Annotated in this window: 15 protein-coding genes and 1 pseudogene; 8 read left to right on the top strand and 8 right to left on the bottom strand. The window is 63.6% G+C overall.

Annotated elements, in window-relative coordinates; translation table 11 throughout:
* Positions 1-377 precede the first annotated feature (377 nt).
* From J1902_RS17960 to J1902_RS17950, 3 genes are all read right to left on the bottom strand, one after another.
* Entirely contained in the window at positions 378-656 is a 279-nt protein-coding gene (locus tag J1902_RS17960; RefSeq protein WP_207617747.1) for a hypothetical protein, read from the bottom strand.
* Complete coding sequence (locus J1902_RS17955; RefSeq protein WP_207617746.1) at positions 653-1,042, bottom strand: hypothetical protein; 390 nt, start codon at positions 1,040-1,042, stop codon at positions 653-655. The genes J1902_RS17960 and J1902_RS17955 overlap by 4 nt, the downstream gene beginning before the upstream one ends.
* Before the next feature lie 358 nt (positions 1,043-1,400).
* A complete protein-coding gene (locus tag J1902_RS17950; RefSeq protein WP_207617745.1) occupies positions 1,401-2,081 on the bottom strand; it encodes a helicase associated domain-containing protein in 681 nt (226 codons plus the stop codon).
* A 144-nt stretch (positions 2,082-2,225) separates the two neighbouring features.
* On the opposite strand from J1902_RS17950, the pseudogene J1902_RS19510 reads away from it, so the two are divergent.
* Positions 2,226-2,824, top strand: a pseudogene (locus J1902_RS19510) (DUF1016 N-terminal domain-containing protein).
* Between the two features lie 284 nt (positions 2,825-3,108).
* Here the strand turns inward: J1902_RS19510 and J1902_RS17940 are convergent.
* Positions 3,109-4,158, bottom strand: coding sequence for a PDDEXK nuclease domain-containing protein (locus J1902_RS17940; RefSeq protein WP_207617744.1), 1,050 nt, complete (start codon positions 4,156-4,158; stop codon positions 3,109-3,111).
* Positions 4,159-4,443: 285 nt separating this feature from the next.
* Positions 4,444-4,746: a DUF4193 domain-containing protein gene (locus J1902_RS17935; protein ID WP_207617749.1), complete on the bottom strand. Its 303-nt coding sequence runs from the start codon at positions 4,744-4,746 to the stop codon at positions 4,444-4,446.
* 74 nt (positions 4,747-4,820) lie between these two features.
* Between J1902_RS17935 and J1902_RS17930 the strand changes: the two genes are divergently transcribed.
* Together J1902_RS17930 and J1902_RS17925 are read left to right on the top strand one after the other, a co-directional pair.
* Positions 4,821-5,540 (top strand): SOS response-associated peptidase, encoded by a 720-nt coding sequence (locus J1902_RS17930; RefSeq protein ID WP_278253668.1) that lies wholly within the window; start codon positions 4,821-4,823, stop codon positions 5,538-5,540.
* Positions 5,541-5,654: 114 nt separating this feature from the next.
* Entirely contained in the window at positions 5,655-6,077 is a 423-nt protein-coding gene (locus J1902_RS17925) for a hypothetical protein (protein ID WP_207617743.1), read from the top strand.
* 24 nt (positions 6,078-6,101) lie between these two features.
* Here the strand turns inward: J1902_RS17925 and J1902_RS17920 are convergent, their stop codons facing one another.
* The 3 genes from J1902_RS17920 to J1902_RS17910 all read right to left on the bottom strand — a co-directional run bounded on the left by J1902_RS17920 (position 6,102) and on the right by J1902_RS17910 (position 8,395).
* On the bottom strand, positions 6,102-6,617 hold the full coding sequence (locus tag J1902_RS17920; RefSeq protein WP_207617742.1) for a mycothiol transferase: 516 nt from the start codon (positions 6,615-6,617) through the stop codon (positions 6,102-6,104).
* A gap of 49 nt (positions 6,618-6,666) precedes the next feature.
* Complete coding sequence (locus J1902_RS17915) at positions 6,667-7,266, bottom strand: hypothetical protein (RefSeq protein WP_207617741.1); 600 nt, start codon at positions 7,264-7,266, stop codon at positions 6,667-6,669.
* Between the two features lie 226 nt (positions 7,267-7,492).
* Complete coding sequence (locus J1902_RS17910; protein WP_207617740.1) at positions 7,493-8,395, bottom strand: CPBP family intramembrane glutamic endopeptidase; 903 nt, start codon at positions 8,393-8,395, stop codon at positions 7,493-7,495.
* Between the two features lie 306 nt (positions 8,396-8,701).
* Here J1902_RS17910 and J1902_RS17905 point away from each other — a divergent pair, with 306 nt between their 5' ends.
* The 5 genes from J1902_RS17905 to J1902_RS17885 form a co-directional block, all read left to right on the top strand.
* Positions 8,702-10,213, top strand: coding sequence for an alpha/beta fold hydrolase (locus J1902_RS17905; protein WP_207617739.1), 1,512 nt, complete (start codon positions 8,702-8,704; stop codon positions 10,211-10,213).
* 127 nt (positions 10,214-10,340) lie between these two features.
* A complete protein-coding gene (locus J1902_RS17900; protein WP_207617738.1) occupies positions 10,341-11,858 on the top strand; it encodes an alpha/beta fold hydrolase in 1,518 nt (505 codons plus the stop codon).
* A gap of 199 nt (positions 11,859-12,057) precedes the next feature.
* A complete protein-coding gene (locus J1902_RS17895; protein ID WP_207617737.1) occupies positions 12,058-12,723 on the top strand; it encodes a DUF1345 domain-containing protein in 666 nt (221 codons plus the stop codon).
* A gap of 340 nt (positions 12,724-13,063) precedes the next feature.
* Entirely contained in the window at positions 13,064-14,020 is a 957-nt protein-coding gene (locus tag J1902_RS17890; RefSeq protein WP_207617736.1) for a recombinase family protein, read from the top strand.
* A 932-nt stretch (positions 14,021-14,952) separates the two neighbouring features.
* Positions 14,953-17,537: nSTAND1 domain-containing NTPase (locus J1902_RS17885; protein ID WP_242702181.1), on the top strand; the 2,585-nt coding region annotated here is incomplete at its 3' end.

Below are 17,537 nucleotides of genomic sequence, written 5' to 3'. Positions count from 1 at the left end.
AAGGGACGGGAGATTTCCCGGAGGAAATCAGCGAGGCACGAGCGCCGCAGGGAAAGATCCGGCACCGCAGGCCCCGACGCAGGAGGGGCTAGACGGGGTGGAGCGGGCACGTATGATCCGGAGGACAGCAGCCAAAAAACGTCGTCGTAGACACACAGGGCCAGGGTGTCCGGAGCCCTGCGACGGCGCGCACTGGCCCCACCAGCCGGCCGCGCAGCGGACGCCCGATACCTGGTTGCAGCGCAGCGGAGACCAGGGCCGTGAACGGGTTGTGCCCACTGTGGCAGGTGGAGCCCTCCGCACAGCTCAAAGCTGTCCACCATTGGGTGCAACCCGCCGCGCTCGTGCAGCCCGATCCGCCTTGACGTTCGCCAGCCTCAGAAGGTGAGTCCGAGTATGAACAGGACAGCGACGACGACAACTACGGCATAGAGAATTCTCCGGCCCCGGTTGGGTCCGATCCGCGGCTCCCACACCTTCGGGTTCTTCCCAATTAGCGCCGTGGAGACGAGAACGGCGAGGCAAATGATGGCTGAGCCGATGAAGGCAGCTGCTGAGAAGGGGTTGGTCGCCACTAGGAATGCTGCGCAGACGTTGAAGATGACTAGCGCGGCGAGGGCAATGTCCTGGAAGCGTTCCCTGGTTGTACTGGTCATGAGTGGCCCTCGGTGGCGTCGGATTTCCGTGGCAGTGGGCGATCCCGGAAGAAATACGGTTTCGTTGCCAGTCCGTCGCGTTCGTCGTCGTATTGCTTGACGGTGAGTTTTGCGAGGTACACCGAGAGTGGCATTGGGGACCCCGGCTCCGTGCGCAGCTCACGCAACCGCTCCAAAGCTCCCGTGCGCTTCCCAGTCTTCTTGTCCGTCCGCACGGCGACGTCGGCTGTGAGAATACGAACGCCCTCGGGATCGCGTGCGATGAAGCCTTCCAGACCGAAATGCATCTCCAAGGTCAGGTACTTGCTGGCCATGACCGCCCGGGCCAAGTCCTGGGCGCTGTGCGTGAAGTTTTCAAGGTCGCTGTTTGGTGGCTTTTGAAACATGTCTCTTTCCTATCAGCTGGGTATGACACCTGAAGCTCTATTCCCCCTAATAGACCCAATGGGCCAAAGGGCGACGGCACGTACTGGCCCCACAGCGGCCGCGCAGCGGACGCCCGATACCTGGTTGCAGCGCAGCGGAGACCAGGGCAGTGAAACGGGTTGTGCCCACTGTGGGCAGGTGGAGCCCTCCGCACAGCTCAAAGCTGTCCACCATTGGGTGCAAGCCGCACTTCGTGTCAGCCGTCTCCCGCAGCGCTGACTTGCTCCCGCCGGCCCGCGCCGTACACGCGCTCCCTCGGCGGTTCCACGCCCGGTCCGCGACGCAGGATGATCCGCCGGCGACCCGGTGCCTCGGACGCTAGAGCTGCTTCCGGGCAGGGAATTGCCGGCCCCGCCACCCCGGTGTTTCGGCGTCCAGCCGCTCGTGCAGGTCCACGGCCAGGGCTCCGTTGGCGGCCGCTTGCCGGCGGCCATGGAGCCAGACCCCGATCAGCCGCTCTTCGGGATCTGCGGCTTTGTGCGATGGCCAGCGGCCGTGCTCGAGGCGGAAGGCTGCGAGCTGCGTGACCCTGAGGTCATTCCGGTCCCGGGTCTGGGACCACCTCCGGGTCGCCCGCCACCCCCGCAGGTGGTCCAGGAGCTCGATCTGCTGCGGGCTGAGGGCCCCGCGGCGAAGGTGCCTGCGCTGGGTGGTCAGCCAGCGGCCGAGCGCGGCCCCTTCGGAGGTCTTGTGGTTGTCGTACGGCAGCTCACCGTGCTCACTCAGGTGGGCCAAGACGCCTTCCAAGCGTTCCAGCCACTGGCGTGGGACGTCGTGCTCCGGCCGGGGCCCGGGAACCCGGCTCTGGTGGAGCTCCTTCAAGCCCGGCACGGCAACGATGTACGGGCGCAGGACGCCATGGACCGCGTTCGGATGCACGCCCGCCAGCTCGGCCATCCTCCGGGCCGGCACCCCGGCCAGATACATCAGGAACCGCTCACCTGCAGGATCCAACCCGGCCGCGGCGGCCAGTTCCTTCGCCAGCTCGTCGGTCTTCACCCAAACACTCTAAGCCGGGCACAGCGCCCTTGCGTGGTGTGGAGCCGGCACGGCCGGCTTCCGGTCTTGCGGCTTCTGGTCTTGCCGGGACGGTTCGATCCCAGGCAACGCGCATCAAGGTTGCTCCCTCGCCTGGTCTCCAGGATGGAACCCATGACTGAACCGCGCGGCCTGTCCCTTCCCACCGGCTACAGCGAACTGCTCGGGGACTTGAAGGGCCAGGTCCGCACGGCCCGGGCCAAGGCCCTGCGCACGGTCAACACCCAGCTGATCGAGCTCTACTGGTCAATCGGCCCACCGCGTCCTGGACCAGCAGGAACGGCAAGGCTGGGAAGCGGCGTCATCAAGAGGCTCGCGGAGGACCCGCGTGCCGAATTCCCGGACATGAAGGGATTCTCGGCCCGCAACCTCCAATACATGACCACCTTTGCCCGCACCTGGGAGGCCGGACCGGTTGCGCAACAGCTGTTGCGCAATTGCCGTGGGGCCACATCATGGTGCTCCTGGACAAGATCCCGGAGCAAGAATCCCGGGACTGGTACGCGGCCGCCGCCGTCGAATACGGCTGGTCCCGGAACATGCTGCTGCACATGATCATGAACAAAACCCTGGAACGGACCGGCGCCGCGCCGTCGAACCTTGCGCAACAGCTTGCCGCGCAAGACTCGGAACTGGCCCAGCAGGTCGCCAAGGACCCCTACAACTTCGAACTCCTCGGCCTCTCCGGAAGTTGCCGAACGTGATCTCGAGCAGGCGCTCATGGACCGCATCACGGACACCCTGCGGGAGATGGGCCCAGGCATCGATCTGCTCTTCTTCCACGTCGAGCAGCTGCGCGACCGACTGCGCTTTGTTGCGGGCCACAAGTCTGAGCCTGCCGGATTCGGCGCTGCGCGAGCTCTAACGACACCACGTTTCGGTCGGCCAGGGCCAGATCGACACAGCACAGGCCAGTCGGTGGCGGCCTGAGCCAGGCGTCGCGGCCGGGCGTTCCGTCAGCGCGGCGGCGTCAAAGTCGATCCCTGCCTCACTCTGGTTCGCCTGACTCTCCTACCGTTCCCTGCTCCAGCGCCGCTGTGATTGCTGCGGGAGACGGCAGCGCTTCCCGCTCCTTCGGCGGAAGGGTGTCGTAGGTATACGACGCAACAGCGATGGGTTGCGAGGAGCCGTCGAGTGCATAACGGACCGTTGGGTCGTGCTTGGAGCCGCAAACGAGGATCCCCACCGTCGGAGCCATCCCCGGGAACTTCACGAGGTCGTTAACGGCAGAAACGTAGAAGTTCAACTGTCCCAGATGCTCCGGGCGGAACTTTCCTGACTTCAGCTCCACAACGACGAAGCGGTTCGTCGGTACGTGAACAAGCAGGAGATCGATGTAGAAGTCTTCGCCCTCCACATCGAGATGGAACTGGCGTCCGTAAAACGCGAAGCCGCGGCCAAACTCTGCCAGAGTCTGGGACATGCGCTGCGTCATGGCCTCTTCTATGGCCATTTCCTCGGCCTCGGTCGTGAGTCCAAGGAAATCCAGAACCAAGGGGTCCTTGGCGACGTTCCGGGCCAATTCAGCGCCATCCGAAGGCAGACGCGCTTCGAGGTTGTTCGGGGCGGCCCCGAGCCGCCGATGGAGACCGGTCGAGATTTGGTGCTCGAGAACCTGAAGCTTCCAGTTTTGCTCGACAGCCTGCCCCGCGTACCAGTCCCGGACTACGGGATCCTTCAGCTTGAGCAGTTCGATGATGTGACCCCATGGCAGTGCGCCCGCCCTGCCACGGACCGGTGCTTCTGACCAGTCCCAAGCAGCAGCGAAGGCGCGCATGTAGAACAGGTTGGAGCGGGAGAAGCCGCGCATGTGCGGGAAGGCAGTCTTGAGGTCTGCCGCAAGTCGCTGCAGGACTTTGCTCCCCCACGGCTCCTGGCTCTGGCGTTCCAGGATCGTAGCCCCGATTGCCCAATACATTTCGACCATCGCAGTGCTTGCCGCGTGCTGGGCGCGCAGCTGCGCCGATGCAACGAGTTCCTTCAGGGACGCGAGGATTATGGGGTAGCCGCTGGGCAGGTCAGGCTCGATTTTGGACACGCAACCACCCTAGCTGCTGGCTCTGACGGGATCGCGCCTGGCGCCGTCGGGAATCGTCCAAAGCGCTCTGGACAATTCGGGGAGAAGACGGCATGTTGGCTGATCTGGCCGGAGCCGGCAATTGTCCAAAGCTCCTTGGACAATTCGTTCGCAGCTTCTTGAGACGCCGTCTGGCTCGTGGCCGGATGCAGGACACAGATCGGGGACATATCCCACGCGCGTTTCAGCCTGCCCGACGCCGGGCAGCTGACCGCGGCCCTTGGACTGGCCCCGGACGGAGGAGGATCAGCCCTCGCACTCCACGCAGTAGGCGCGGCCGTCCCGCTCGTGGGCAAGCTGGGAGCGGTGACGGACCAGGAAGCAGGAGTAGCAGGTGAACTCGTCGTCCTTTTGCGGGATCACCGCGAAGGTGAGCTCCTCGGCGATGAATTCGCCGCCGGGCAGCTCGCTGCCTTCGAAGGCATCGGCCTCCTCCAGTTCGCGCACAACGCTGCGGGCGTCCGGGGCGTTGGCCGACTGCACCGCCCGCAGCGAGGTGTTCTGGGATTCCGCGACGTCGGAGCGGAGTTCGTCGTAATCGGTGGCCACCTGGTGTTGTCTCATTTCTCGGGTGTTGACTGGTGCAGCTGCAACGTACACCAGGGCAAGGCTATTCCCCGGCCATGGTGCAGAATGATCGCATGTGCGGACGCTATGTCATGAGCCGGGCCACCGGTGACCTGCTGGCCTATTACGACGCCGTGGAGGCCGTGGGCAGCGAGCCCGGGCCGTCCTGGAACGTCGCCCCGACACAGAACGTGCCGATCGTGACCGAGAAACTCTCCGAGGACGTTCTGGAACGCCGGCTGCTGACGGCCCGCTGGGGACTGGTCCCGTCCTGGGCGAAGGACGTCAAGATCGGCTCCCGGCTGATCAACGCCAGGAGCGAAACTGTCCTGGAGAAACCTTCCTTCCGGAAGGCTGCGGTCAAGCGACGGGCACTGATGCCGGCTGAGGGCTACTTCGAATGGGAGAAGGCCCCGGACGGCAAAAAGATCCCCACCTACCTGCACTCCGAGACCGACGAGCTCCTGAGCTTCGCCGGCCTGTACGAGTTCTGGCCGGACCCGGACCTGCCCGAGGACCACGAGAACAAGTGGCTGCTCAGCTGCACCATCCTGACCACCACCGCCCAGGACTCCCTGGGACACATCCACGACCGCGCCCCGCTCATCGTGCCCCGCGACATGTACGCCGACTGGCTCGACCCCGAAACCACCAACACGGCCGACATCCAGCAGCTCCTGGACGCCATCCCCGAACCGGTCCTCACACCCCGCGTCGTCAGCGACCGCGTCAACTCCGTCAGGAACAACGGACCAGAACTCCCCGACCCCGCCTGACGGGCAGTTCCATATCGGTACGAGTTCATCAACGGGCACCTGCTGCGCTGGTGCCAGGCGCAGGAACTGACGTTCACCCGGTCCCGGCCCGGGAACAAGAACGACGGGGCGCACGTGGAGCAGAAGAACTGGCACGTGGTCCGCCAGACCGTCGGCTACCACCGCTACGACACCCCCGCGGAACTGGAGCTGCTCAACCGGATGTGGGATCTCCAGCGCCTGCTGACCAACCACTTCGCACCCCAGACCAAACTCATCTCCAAGCAGCGCACCGGCGCGAAGGTCCTCAAGAAATACGACACCCCCGCCACGCCGTTCCAACGGGTCCTCGCCGAAGCCGGCGCCGTGACGACGGCGGCCAAGGCCAGGCTCGCCCGGGAGAACAAGCTGCTGAACCCCGCCGCCATCCAGCGCCGGATCCAGGCCCTCACTGCTGAACTGCTGACCCTGACCACCACGAAACAAGGACCGCCGGCCAAGCCGGTAATCCGGGCACAATCAAATGATTCTTCGAAGAAAGCTACGCGGGCATCTTGACATGATTCCCCGGGGACGGCTGGCCTAGGCTTCGCCCCGCCGCAGCATCCCCTTGACGTAGGCGGCCTGGCCGCAGTGTTCGAGGCAATCGTCGACAACGCTGACCAGCCGGACGCCCAGCGTCACAGGCGGGTTCCAGCGGGTGTCGACGATCCGGTCCAGGTCGGCTTCGCCCAGCCCGCGCAGGTAGCGGACGGTGCCTTCGTGCACGGCGTCGAAATAGCCCCGGAGCAGTCCGGCGGAGCTGACGCGGACCAGGTCCACCTGGGTAGAGCTGTGCCCGTAGCCGGTGTCTGCCACGTCCAGGGGCAGCCCCAGCTTGCCCGCCCAGCCCTCCGCCGTCCAGAGCTGCTCGGTGCCGGCGACGTCGGCGATATGGTCATCCTGGATGCGCGCCAGGTGCCAGATCAACCAGCCGATGGAGTTGCCCCCTCCCCCGGGGCGCATGGCGAGCTGCCCGGGCGCCAGATCCTCGAGGATGGCGTGCACGCGCTCCTGAGCGCGGCCGTAGGCATCGATCAGGAGATCGTTGAATTCCATGCTGACAGCCTACGGCCGTGGCCGTCAGAGGCCCAGCGTCGCACCCGGGTCAATGCACGAGCGCACTGAGCCAGATTATGCCCAACCCCAGGACCGACGTAGCGGCGGCATTGAGGAGACGCAGAGACCAGTGGCTGCCACGTCTGGCGGCGTTGGCGTATCCCAACACCGCGAGAATAACGACGCCAACCCACAGAGCGAGGTAGTAAGCAACGTACTCGTCGAGTACGCCAACGGTTGCCAGCAGCAGAAAGACGGCTGGCACGAGCATCGCGAGCACCATGCCAACGGAATGCCGGGCGGACGCTAGCACCGCGATCCATATGGCCTTGCCGCGATGTTCCTTTGATAGGGTGCCTGCGACCACGCCAGAGTAGATGTGGGCCAACCAGAAGACGCCGATCGTTCCCAAGGTGAACAAGAAAACTTCCAGGTTGGTGTGGTACTTCCATCCGACGGCGATCAGAGCGCTGACGAGCACGGTGCCATAGATCGCATACTCGGTTTCGTAGGCACGCAACAAAAGGACCGCAGGTTTAGCCATGCTGTGTGCGGCACGATGGATCCAACGCCAAGCAGATGACGGGCGTTTCACCGCGTCAGGCCCGCCGCGCATCATCGCTTCCTTCGCGCTGCCGTCGTCCCGCATGGGTGCAAGGATATCTACCAATAAAGTTGTGGTCCAGAGGACGCGATGCTCCTATTGACTGTCAAGCTCTAATGGAGACCGCTACCCTCGCACCAAACGCCACGACGACGCGGCGGTGGCGGTGTGGAACAGAGCAGCAAGTTGAGCCCCAGCAAGCCCGACCACGACAACCGCTGTCCTCCATATAAGTCGGCCCCTCACATTCTCATTAGTACACGCAAAGTGCTCACCGGGCTGTCTCGGCCGTAGCAGGGAATTCCACCTCACGCTGGTAGCGCTGGTAGCCCAATTGTCCCCGAGTCGCAACGACGATGACCAATGCCGCGATGCCAAAGACAATGGCTATACCCATGCCTTGAAAACTAACTGGGACATAATACGGTGTGGTGGATGGAAAGAGCCGGACGAACGCGGGGCTCATGTCGAAAGCCCAGTGAAGCAAGATCGCCAGCAGTACGCTGCCACCACAGTTATTTAAAACCCAAGTCATAATGATTGAAAAGCTTATTAAGGCGATTGTGAACAGAACGAAAGCACTGCTTACGCCCACGAAGGTAGCATCGGGTCCGGTGATCGCCAATGGGCCAACAAAGATCTGCAGGTGCCACAAACTCCAGAGCGCCCCAAGGATGATGGTTCCGATCAAAGGACCGTGTAGCCGCTGCAAACGGGGTAGCGCGAAACCACGCCACCCACCTTCCTCTAGCAGTGGACCGCCGGCCAGCAAGAGAGTGAAGGCAGCTTCACCCAGGTAGAAAGGTAAAAAGCTCCAATCCGGAGCGGCAAAATCAGCAAGGCCCCCTGGCACGACCACAAAAGCCAACAACATCAGAACCTGAACGCCGATCAGGCTTACCAAGTACCATCGCACACCGACTCGCCAGTGCACATAGCTGCGCAACAAGTGAAGCACTCCGGGCTTTCCCGAGGTCACAGCTAATATGAGGAAGGCTGCGACAGTTGGCCCGGCGGCGGCCAGTGCGTACATGGGTTTGGGTAGCTGCAGAGCCCAGTGCAGCGCTATATATCCCCACGTGAAGACAAAGGATAGAAGGAAGAAGGAGACTAGCGGATAACGGGCTAACAGCCCCCCGCGAGCAGCGTCTGGTCGTTCGGCGGCAGCGGCCATCTCGAAACTCCTTTTCCATAAGAATGGGACTCCCCAGCCCCGATACTCACAGCCACGCGCTAATTATCCTACGTGTAACACTCACGTCTGAGGGCCGAGGCCCGGGCAGCCCGGGCCGCATGGAGGAACCACCACACTTTGAGTGGAATTGCCATGATACTGGGATTATGTTCCCTTTTGGGAAAGGTTCGCTTAGCATGGAGGCGCATTCACTACCTCAGAGGAGGAATAGTGCGTGAAACGACCAGGGATACCGGCGCCACCTACTCCCGAATCCCGACAAGCCATGTAGTCCTAGGCTCAGTAATGGTCGCTCTGCTTCTGACTGGCGGCGGGTGTGGGACTTCTAAGGAAGAGAAAAAACCCAGCAGCCGCGCCAGTTATGCCCCTGCCGCCTGCCCTACCCCCAACGTACCCGGCTCCCCAGAAGCCAACCTGGGTCCAGAATTTACCTGCGGATACCTGACCGTACCCGAAAACCGCACCAAACCTGACGGACGCACCATCCGTCTCACCGTAGCTCGACTCAAAGCCACCTCATCTCAACCCCAGCCCGATCCCATCGTCTGGCTCGCCGGCGGACCAGGAGCCAGCGCCCTCTCAACGGCCCCTGCTTATGCCACTATGAACCTCAATACCGATCGCGAGATCATTTTTGTGGATCAGAGGGGTACGTTACACACCGATCCCTCGCTTGCCTGCCCTGAAGTTGACACCTTCATTCGAGAGGCCCCAGGCTTGCGGTTAATTGACCCGGTTGCGGCTCAGAAATCTGATGAAGCAACTAAGGCCTGCCGTACCCGCCTCGCCAAGGCTGGCATTGACCTCTCCGCCTACAACAGCACCGAAAATGCCGCCGACATCGCCGATCTCCGCACCGCCCTAGGTATCAAAGAATGGAACGTCTTCGGTGTCTCCTACGGCACCGACTTAGCGTTACAGGTAGCACGCAACCACCCCCAGGGCATCCGCGGTGTGGTACTGGATTCTGTTCTCCCACCACAGGTGAACATCGCAGAGCAGGCTTTCTGGCCTAACGCAGCAGCTGGCTACCAGGCCCTGTTCGACGCATGCGCTGCACAACCAGCCTGCAACAGCGCCTACCCGAACCTACGCACCGAATTCATGACTACAGTCCAACAACTCGACCAAAAACCACTAACAGTCAACGTCCCCGCCGCAGAAAACCAACCAGCCACCACAGTAGTCATCGACGGCTACCGCCTCGCCGACCTGACGCAGTCGCTATCTGGAGGTTCCGGAAAGGGGCTCTTTGACGTACCGGCCATGGTGCGTGCTCTTGCCGCCGGGGATGGTCTGCCCGCGGCTAAGACGCTGTTAAGTATCCTGCCCCCCGTAGGCGTAGTCGGCTACGGTTTGCAATTTGGAGTCTTCTGCCGGGAGCACGTGGCCTTCACTGATCAGCAGAAGACTCAAGCCGCTGCTAAAGCCGCTCTGCCGGACTTCCCCGACCGAGTACTGTCGATGCTGACGGACAAGCCGTATCTGTTCAACACGTGCAAGATCTGGGATGTCGGTAAAGCCGATGCCAGTGTGAACAGCCCAGTACGCAGCGACATACCCACGCTGCTCATGTCCGGTAGTCTCGACGGCCTTACACCACCTGCGTGGGCAACTATGGTGGCGAATGGATTATCAAGATCTAAGGCTCTAGTATTTCCCGGCATTGGCCATGGCGTGGTCTACGGCTCGGAATGCGCCCGTACTTCGATGCTCGCCTTCCTCAATCAGCCCGCAGGTGGCTACGACACCTCCTGTGTCGCCAACGTTACTGTTCCACCATTCACCACTAAATGATTCGCCGCGGTTACGGGCATCTAGGCGCTATTAGGAGGGAATTATGCGTGGGACGGTCAGGGGTTCAATCGTCTTACCCTTCCGAAAGCACGTCAGCCGGGCAGTGGGTAGTTCAATAATTGTTGCCTTGCTGGCAGCTGGCGGCGGGTGTGGGACTTCTAAGGAAGAGGAAAAACCCAGCAGCCGCGCCAGTTATGCCCCTGCCGCCTGCCCTACCCCCAACGTACCCGGCTCCCCAGAAGCCAACCTGGGTCCAGAATTTACCTGCGGATACCTGACCGTACCCGAAAACCGCACCAAACCTGACGGACGCACCATCCGCATCGCCGTAGCTCGGCTCAAAGCCACCTCATCTCAACCCCAGCCTGATCCCATCGTCTGGCTCGCCGGCGGGCCAGGAGCCAGCGCTACAGCACTAGCTCCTCTTATTGCCCAGGTTAAGCCGAGCCTCAACGCTGATCGTGACTTCATTTTTGTGAATCAGCGGGGTACGTTACACACCGATCCCTCGCTTACCTGCCCCGAAATCGATACCTTCGCCCACGACGCAGTCAGCTGGGTAGCCACTGACCCCGCCACGGTACGCAAAAATGATGAAGCAACTAAAACCTGCCGTACCCGTCTCGCCAAGGCTGGCATTGACCTCTCCGCCTACAACAGCACCGAAAATGCCGCCGACATCGCCGATCTCCGTACCGCCCTAGGAATCAAAGAATGGAACGTCTACGGCGTCTCCTACGGCACCGACTTAGCGTTACAGGTAGCACGCAACCACCCCCAAGGCATCCGCAGCATGGTTCTTGCCAGCATTTTGCCGCCACAAGCAAGCGTCATGGAAGATCCTTGGCCTAACGCAGCGTCTGGCTACCAGGTCCTGTTCGACGCATGCGCTGCACAACCAGCCTGCAACAGCGCCTACCCGAACCTACGCACCGAATTCATGACTACAGTCCAACAACTCGACCAAAAACCACTAACAGTCAACGTCCCCGCCACAGAAAACCAACCAGCCACCACAGTAGTCATCGACGGCTACCGCCTCGCCGACCTCCTCGTAGGAACGGCTATCAATCCAGGAACCTTTGAGGATATACCGGCTATAGTGCATGCTCTCGCCGCCGGGGACGGACTACCGGCAGCCAAGGCAATACTGGGAATTGCACCCTCAGCAAGTGAGATCGGTTTGGTTGGCTACGGTTTGCAATTTGGAGTCTTCTGCCGGGAGCACGCGGCCTCAGCTTTCACTAACCGCCAGAAAGCTCATGCTATGGCCAAAGCCGCTCTGCCGGACTTCCCCGACCGAGTACTTTCGCTACTGCCGCAAGTACCGTATCTGTTTTCCGTCTGTGAGATCTGGGATGTCGGCCAAGCCGACGCCAGCGTGAGGAGTCCAGTACACAGCGACATACCCACACTGTTAATGGTCGGTAGTCTCGACGGTGTTACCCCGCCACGGTGGGCGGAAATGGCAGCTCGTAGTTTGTCGAAATCCCAAACTTTGGTATTCCCTGGACTGGGCCACCGCGTGATCGGCGCGTCAGAGTGTGCCCGTATTACGATGATCTCCTTCCTCAATCAGCCCACAGGTGGCTACGACACCTCCTGCGTCGCCAACGTCACCGTTCCACCATTCACCATCAAATGAGTATCAAGGCCCTTGAGAACGGGCGGATCAGAGAGGTTCTGAGGACGCGGCCGTCGAAAGCAGCAGGTCGACTTCCAGGTTCGGTCGGGAAGTTTCCGGTTGAGTCTTCCGCTGAGGCGGAGCCACTCTACCTGCCCGTTGGCGCCGCGGATGAAGTCGGCTCGGACTCATGGCACACATTCGGAATGCATCCTCTCCCATGCCCCGTCCCGAATCGGTGGGGCGTCGGATCAACAAACTTCTCGTCCGGCTAGTCGAACTGGCGCTGGTCGTTATCGGGGTGGCGTTCCTCCTCAACTCCGCGGGCACCGCCGTCGATGTGAACTACCTGGCCCTGTGGGACGGGTTGGCTCTGGGATATCTGTTCGTGGGCGGCTTGGCGGTCCGACGCCGCCGGTACGACGACACCCCTCAACAGCCACCCGACAGATCCTCGTCCTGGCTGCTGCGCACCCTCGGTGGCCGGCGGTTCAGCTTCCTGTTCACTGCCGCGGCCAGCTTGACAGGAATGTGCGCTGCCCTCATCGTGGTGGTCGCCAACCCGCAGGATAAGTACCACGACGTGCTCGACTTTTTCGCCGTCGTCGCGATCACGCTGGCTTGGGTGCTATTCCATGCCGGCTACGCCCGCTTCTACGGCGCGCTCTATCACTCCGTCGGCAGGGGGCTGCAATTCCCCCACACCGGCACACCCCACCAGATCGATCTGCTGTATTTCGCATTCACAATCGGTACTACCTTCGCCGTGTCCGACGTCGAAGTCACCACGCCAGAGATGCGCTGGCACGTCACCGTGCACAGCGTGCTGAGCTTCTACAACACCGCTGTCCTGGCCCTAGCGATTGGCATCGTCACGGGGAAGTGACACAGCGCTCCGGTCCGGCCAGCCTGGCGCACGTACCTTTCGCGTACGGCGATGGTGGATGGCGCAAATGAAAAAGGGAGCTGCCCGCTTGTTAGATTCCTAAAACGTCCCGAATCCACGGAACTAAGACATTCCCCGCCGCCCACCGGACCAAATAGGCCGAAGAGCGTGTCTCACGCGCCCCTCAAGAGAACGCCACCTCTCGCAAACGGCCCATTCTGCGAAAATTGGGCCGCACTACTCTGCGGACCACCCATGGGCCCGGATCCTTCCCACAACGCTTTCTCCCATTAAAATGGCCCGGGCGGATTCTGGGAGTGGTTTGTGAGAAGATTCCGGCATGAGCAGCGCCCCGGACACCGCCCCGTCCGATGCGGATGAGGTTGAACGCCATCCCTGCCCCCGCTGCTTGGTCGACGCAGGGTCCCCGTGCCGGTCCCGTGCCGGGACGGTCGCGGACACATACCACACCGGCCGGTTCGCGAAGGTCCCGCGGCTGGCCAAAGAGCTGCGGGTCAACACTCCGGCGGACCGGGGTCCGGGCCAGCTCTGGCGTCCCGGCACCCCGCCGTCTGCACCGGTGGCGGCCGACATCCCGGCGACGGACATCAGGGTCGGCTACGCCCGCTGCTCGCACCTGACCCAGGAACTCCAGTCCCAGCTCGACGCCCTCGAAAACCACGGGATCGACCGGGGGAAAATCTTCGCCGAGAAAGTCTCCAGCCGGGTCCGGGTCCGGCCCCAGTTCCAGGCCGCCCTGGAGACCTGCCGGCAGATCAAAGCCCACGCCCCGCACTGCCGGGTCATCCTCACCGTCTACGAAATGAAGCGCCTGGGCCGGGACTCCGCCGAACTGACCGCCCTGGCCGACCACCTCACCGCCCACGGCATCGTCCTGGAAATGCTCGCCGGCCCCCTGGCCGGGATCTACGACCCCTCCGGAACCGGGAGGATGCTGTTCGGGTTCTTCGCCGCAATGGCCGAAACCGAACGCGAGAACATCCGCGAAGCCACCCTCGAAGGCCTCAACGCCGCCGCCCGCCAAGGCCGCCACGGCGGCCGGCCCCCGGTGATCACCAACGACATGCTCCACACCCTGATCCGCCGCCGCGCCAACGGCGAATCCATCGAGGAGATCCGCCCCCACCTGATCATTCCGACCGGCAAACGCAAAGGCCACAACCCCAGCCCCGCCAGCATCTACCGCGCCCTCGCCGAGCACGCCAAACACCAAACCCACCCCGACGCGATCGAACAGGCCCACCAAGAGCACGCCGCCGACCAGGCACACCCCTAACCGCCACTACACACCAGCAAGAACTTGAGCTGAAGGACAACGCCCTGGCCACTTTCCGTGTCCAGGGCCTTGAAGGGCGTCTCTCCCATGCCTACGCTGACCATGCCCTCAAAGAAGACGCGTGGTTTGGGTGGTCAGCTCATTTGTCTTTCGTGAAGGAGACCTTCAGATCGGCGTCAGGATCGCCAATGTACCAAACGATTTGTCGACCCCTGGCTCCCTCTTGACCCTTGGCCCCCTCCTCAACGTCAATAACCGTGGAAGCGGCTCTCCCCTTGATGGATACATCCAGCCAGGCTCGACGTACTTCCGCGTCCCACTTGGCCTCCCAGGTTCCAGAGATCGCGTCAGGTGACAACCAGTCAGGCGGCCCACCGTATTTCGGATTTCCATCATTTACGTAGAAGACATGGTCCGGCAGGTTCGTCCCGGAATAGGTACCGTCCGCCCGGAACACCAACTGCCCGGGTCTCCCCCTCCGGCCCATGAGCCACCCATGTGCCCGCGATGTCAGCGGAGCTGACCTCTATCCCGGGGGCGTCACAACCAACCAGACGGGCCGGCGGTCATTGAAAGTGTGGTTCCCCCGGGTGGACCATGGACACCATGTACAGGCTTTCGCTCCGCGCCCGGCGGACACCACAAGCTGCAGGCGCCATAACCGGCCTGCCCGTGACACGCAGTATTTTCACATCTTCCACGGCTGGGCGCTGTGCGGCTGTGTGCCGGCCAGAGGTGTTCGGCGGCCGTGATCCGCAGCCTTGTCCCGCCGACCTCCGTTGGCGGCCGGGGAAGACGATGTGTTCGCGGTGTGATGGTGGTCGGGTTCGGATCCTTGCTTGTTGCCTGTCCTGGCGGTCGTGCGGGCTGGTGAGGCCATGGCGCGTGTCTTTTTGAGTCATTCGAGCAGGGATGCCCGGGAGGCGACCGCGTTGAAGCGGTGGCTGGTAGGGCAGGATCCGGGACTGGCCGAGGAGATTTTCCTGGATCTGGACCCGGTCACGGGCATCCAGCCCGGTGAGCGGTGGAAGGAAGCGCTGCGGCGCTCGAACGCGCGGTGTGAGGCCGTGATCTGCCTGCTCTCGGACCATTGGGAGGCATCGGCCGAATGCCGGACCGAGTTCCGGACGGCGGAGACCCTGGGCAAGCTGATCCTGTGTGCCCGGCTGGAGCCGCTGGCGGACGGCGGAATCACCGGGGAATGGCAGCGCTGTGACCTGTTCGGTGAGGGTCCGGGCACCGAGATTACCGTCGACGGGCAGAGCGGTCCCGTCATCTTTCTCACGGAGGGGCTGCAGCGGCTGCGCCGGGGTCTGCACCGGGCCGGGATCGGGGCCGAGCACTTCGTGTGGCCGCCGCCGGATGATCCGGACCGCGCACCGTACCGGGGGTGGGAACCGCTGGAGGAAGCGGACGCGGCGGTGTTTTTCGGCCGGGACGGGCAGATCGTCCGGGGCTTGGACGCGCTGCGGGGGATGCGCAGTTCCGGGATCAGGTCGCTTTTCGTGATCCTCGGGCCCTCCGGTACCGGCAAGTCCTCATTCCTGCGGGCGGGCCTGCTGCCGCGGCTGCGGCGGGACGACCGGCACTTCCTGGTCCTGGACATCATGCGCCCGGAAGGGAACGCACTCACCGGGGAGCGGGGATTCGCCCCGGCGGTTCATGGCCTGCGCACCGGCCTGGGCCTGGACCGGCCAACCCTGGGGGAAATCAAGGCCGCCTGCCTGGGCGCCGATGCCGCCCGGCTGAGGGCTTGGCTGGCCGAGGCACAACAGACCGCGGCCGGCCGGCTGCTCGAGGCGGGCGCCGGGACGCCCCCGCCCACCCTGGTCCTGCCGCTGGATCAGGGCGAGGAACTGTTCAGCGCCGACGCCGGGCCCCAGGCTGCCCGTTTCCTCGACCTGCTCGCCGGGCTGCTGCACCGCGATGACGGGACCACGCCGGGAATGATTGTCGCCGGCACGATCCGGGCGGACCGGTACGAAGCGCTGCAGACCGCACCGGAACTGGCGGGACTGCAGAGTGTCCTCTTCGATGAGCTCAAACCGATGCCGCCCGCCCGGTTCAAGGAAGTCATCCTCGGTCCCGCCGCCCGGGCTGCCGCTGCCGGACAGCCGCTGACGGTCGAGCCGACGCTCGTGGACCGGCTGCTGGCCGACTGCGGCCCAGGCGCGGACACCCTGCCGCTGCTCTCTCTGACCCTGGCACGGCTGTACCGGGACTACTGGGGGGCCGGGGAGTTGACGCTGGCCGGGTATGAGGCGATGGGCGGAATGACCCAGGTGGTGCAGACCGAAATCGACAGCATCCTGGCCGCCGACCAGGACGAACGGCAGGCCCAGCTAAATGCCCTGCACTCGGCATTCATCCCCTGGCTGGCGACCATCAACCCGGACAATGACCAGCCGATGCGCCGCCTCGCGCGCCTGGTCGATCTTCCGGCCGGGGCCCGCCCGCTGATCGAGGCGCTGGTGGAAAAGCGCCTGCTGGTCAAAGACGAACGGGGCGGGGAAACCGTCGTGGAAGTGGCCCTGGAAAGCCTGCTGCGGCAATGGGAGGAGCTGGCCGCCTGGCTGACCACCGAGCGGGAGGACCTCAAGGAGACCGACAACCTCGAGCGCGCCACGGCCGCCTGGGAACACAGCGGCCGCAACGAGGCGTGGCTGATCGAAGGCGAAAGGTTGGACAGTGCGGAAGAGTTGGCCGCGAAACCCGGCTTCCGGGACCGCCTCAATAGCGCCCGCCCGTTCCTGGCCGCCTCGCGGCGGAGGGAAGAGGACCGGCTCGCTGCCGAGAAACTGCGGCAGGAAGCCGAGCTTACGGCCGCCCGCGAGAAGCAGGAAGCAGCCGAGGCCCACGCTGCAGCGCTGCGGAAACGCTCCCGCGTGCTCAAGGTGGTCCTGGCCGCTGCGGTCCTGATCGCCGTGGCTGCCGTGGCCGGTTTTTTTCAGACCTCTCTCGCCCGGCGCGAGGCCGACACCCGGACCCGAGAAGCCACCGCCCGGCGGCTGGTAGCCGAAGGCCAATCCATGCTCACAAGGGACCGCCCCGGAGGTGATGTGCGCGCGATCCAGCAAATCCTTGCCGCCCATGCAATTGGACCAACGGCAGAAGGCGAGGGAGCACTGATGAAGGCGGTGGGCACGCTGTGGGGCGTGCAGGAGATCATAGAGACTGCCGATTCTGTGGACAGCGTCGCGTTCAGCCCGGACGGGCGGCGGATCGTCTCCGGCGGTGGTGACAATACGGTGCGCGTGTGGGACGCGGCCACGGGCCGGCCCGCCGGGGAGCCGATGACCGGACACACCGATGCGGTATTAAGTGGGGGCTTCAGTCCGGACGGACGGCGGATCGTCTCGGGCGGTGGTGACAATACGGTGCGCGTGTGGGACGCGGCCACGGGCCGGCCCGCCGGGGAGCCGATGACCGGACACACAGATGCGGTATTAAGTGTGGGCTTCAGTCCGGACGGACGGCGGATCGTCTCGGGCAGTCGGGACAAGACCGTGCGCTTGTG

This window comes from Arthrobacter cavernae, assembly GCF_017368795.1.
GTDB lineage: Bacteria > Actinomycetota > Actinomycetes > Actinomycetales > Micrococcaceae > Arthrobacter > Arthrobacter cavernae.
This window is presented reverse-complemented; position numbering and strand designations above follow the sequence as displayed.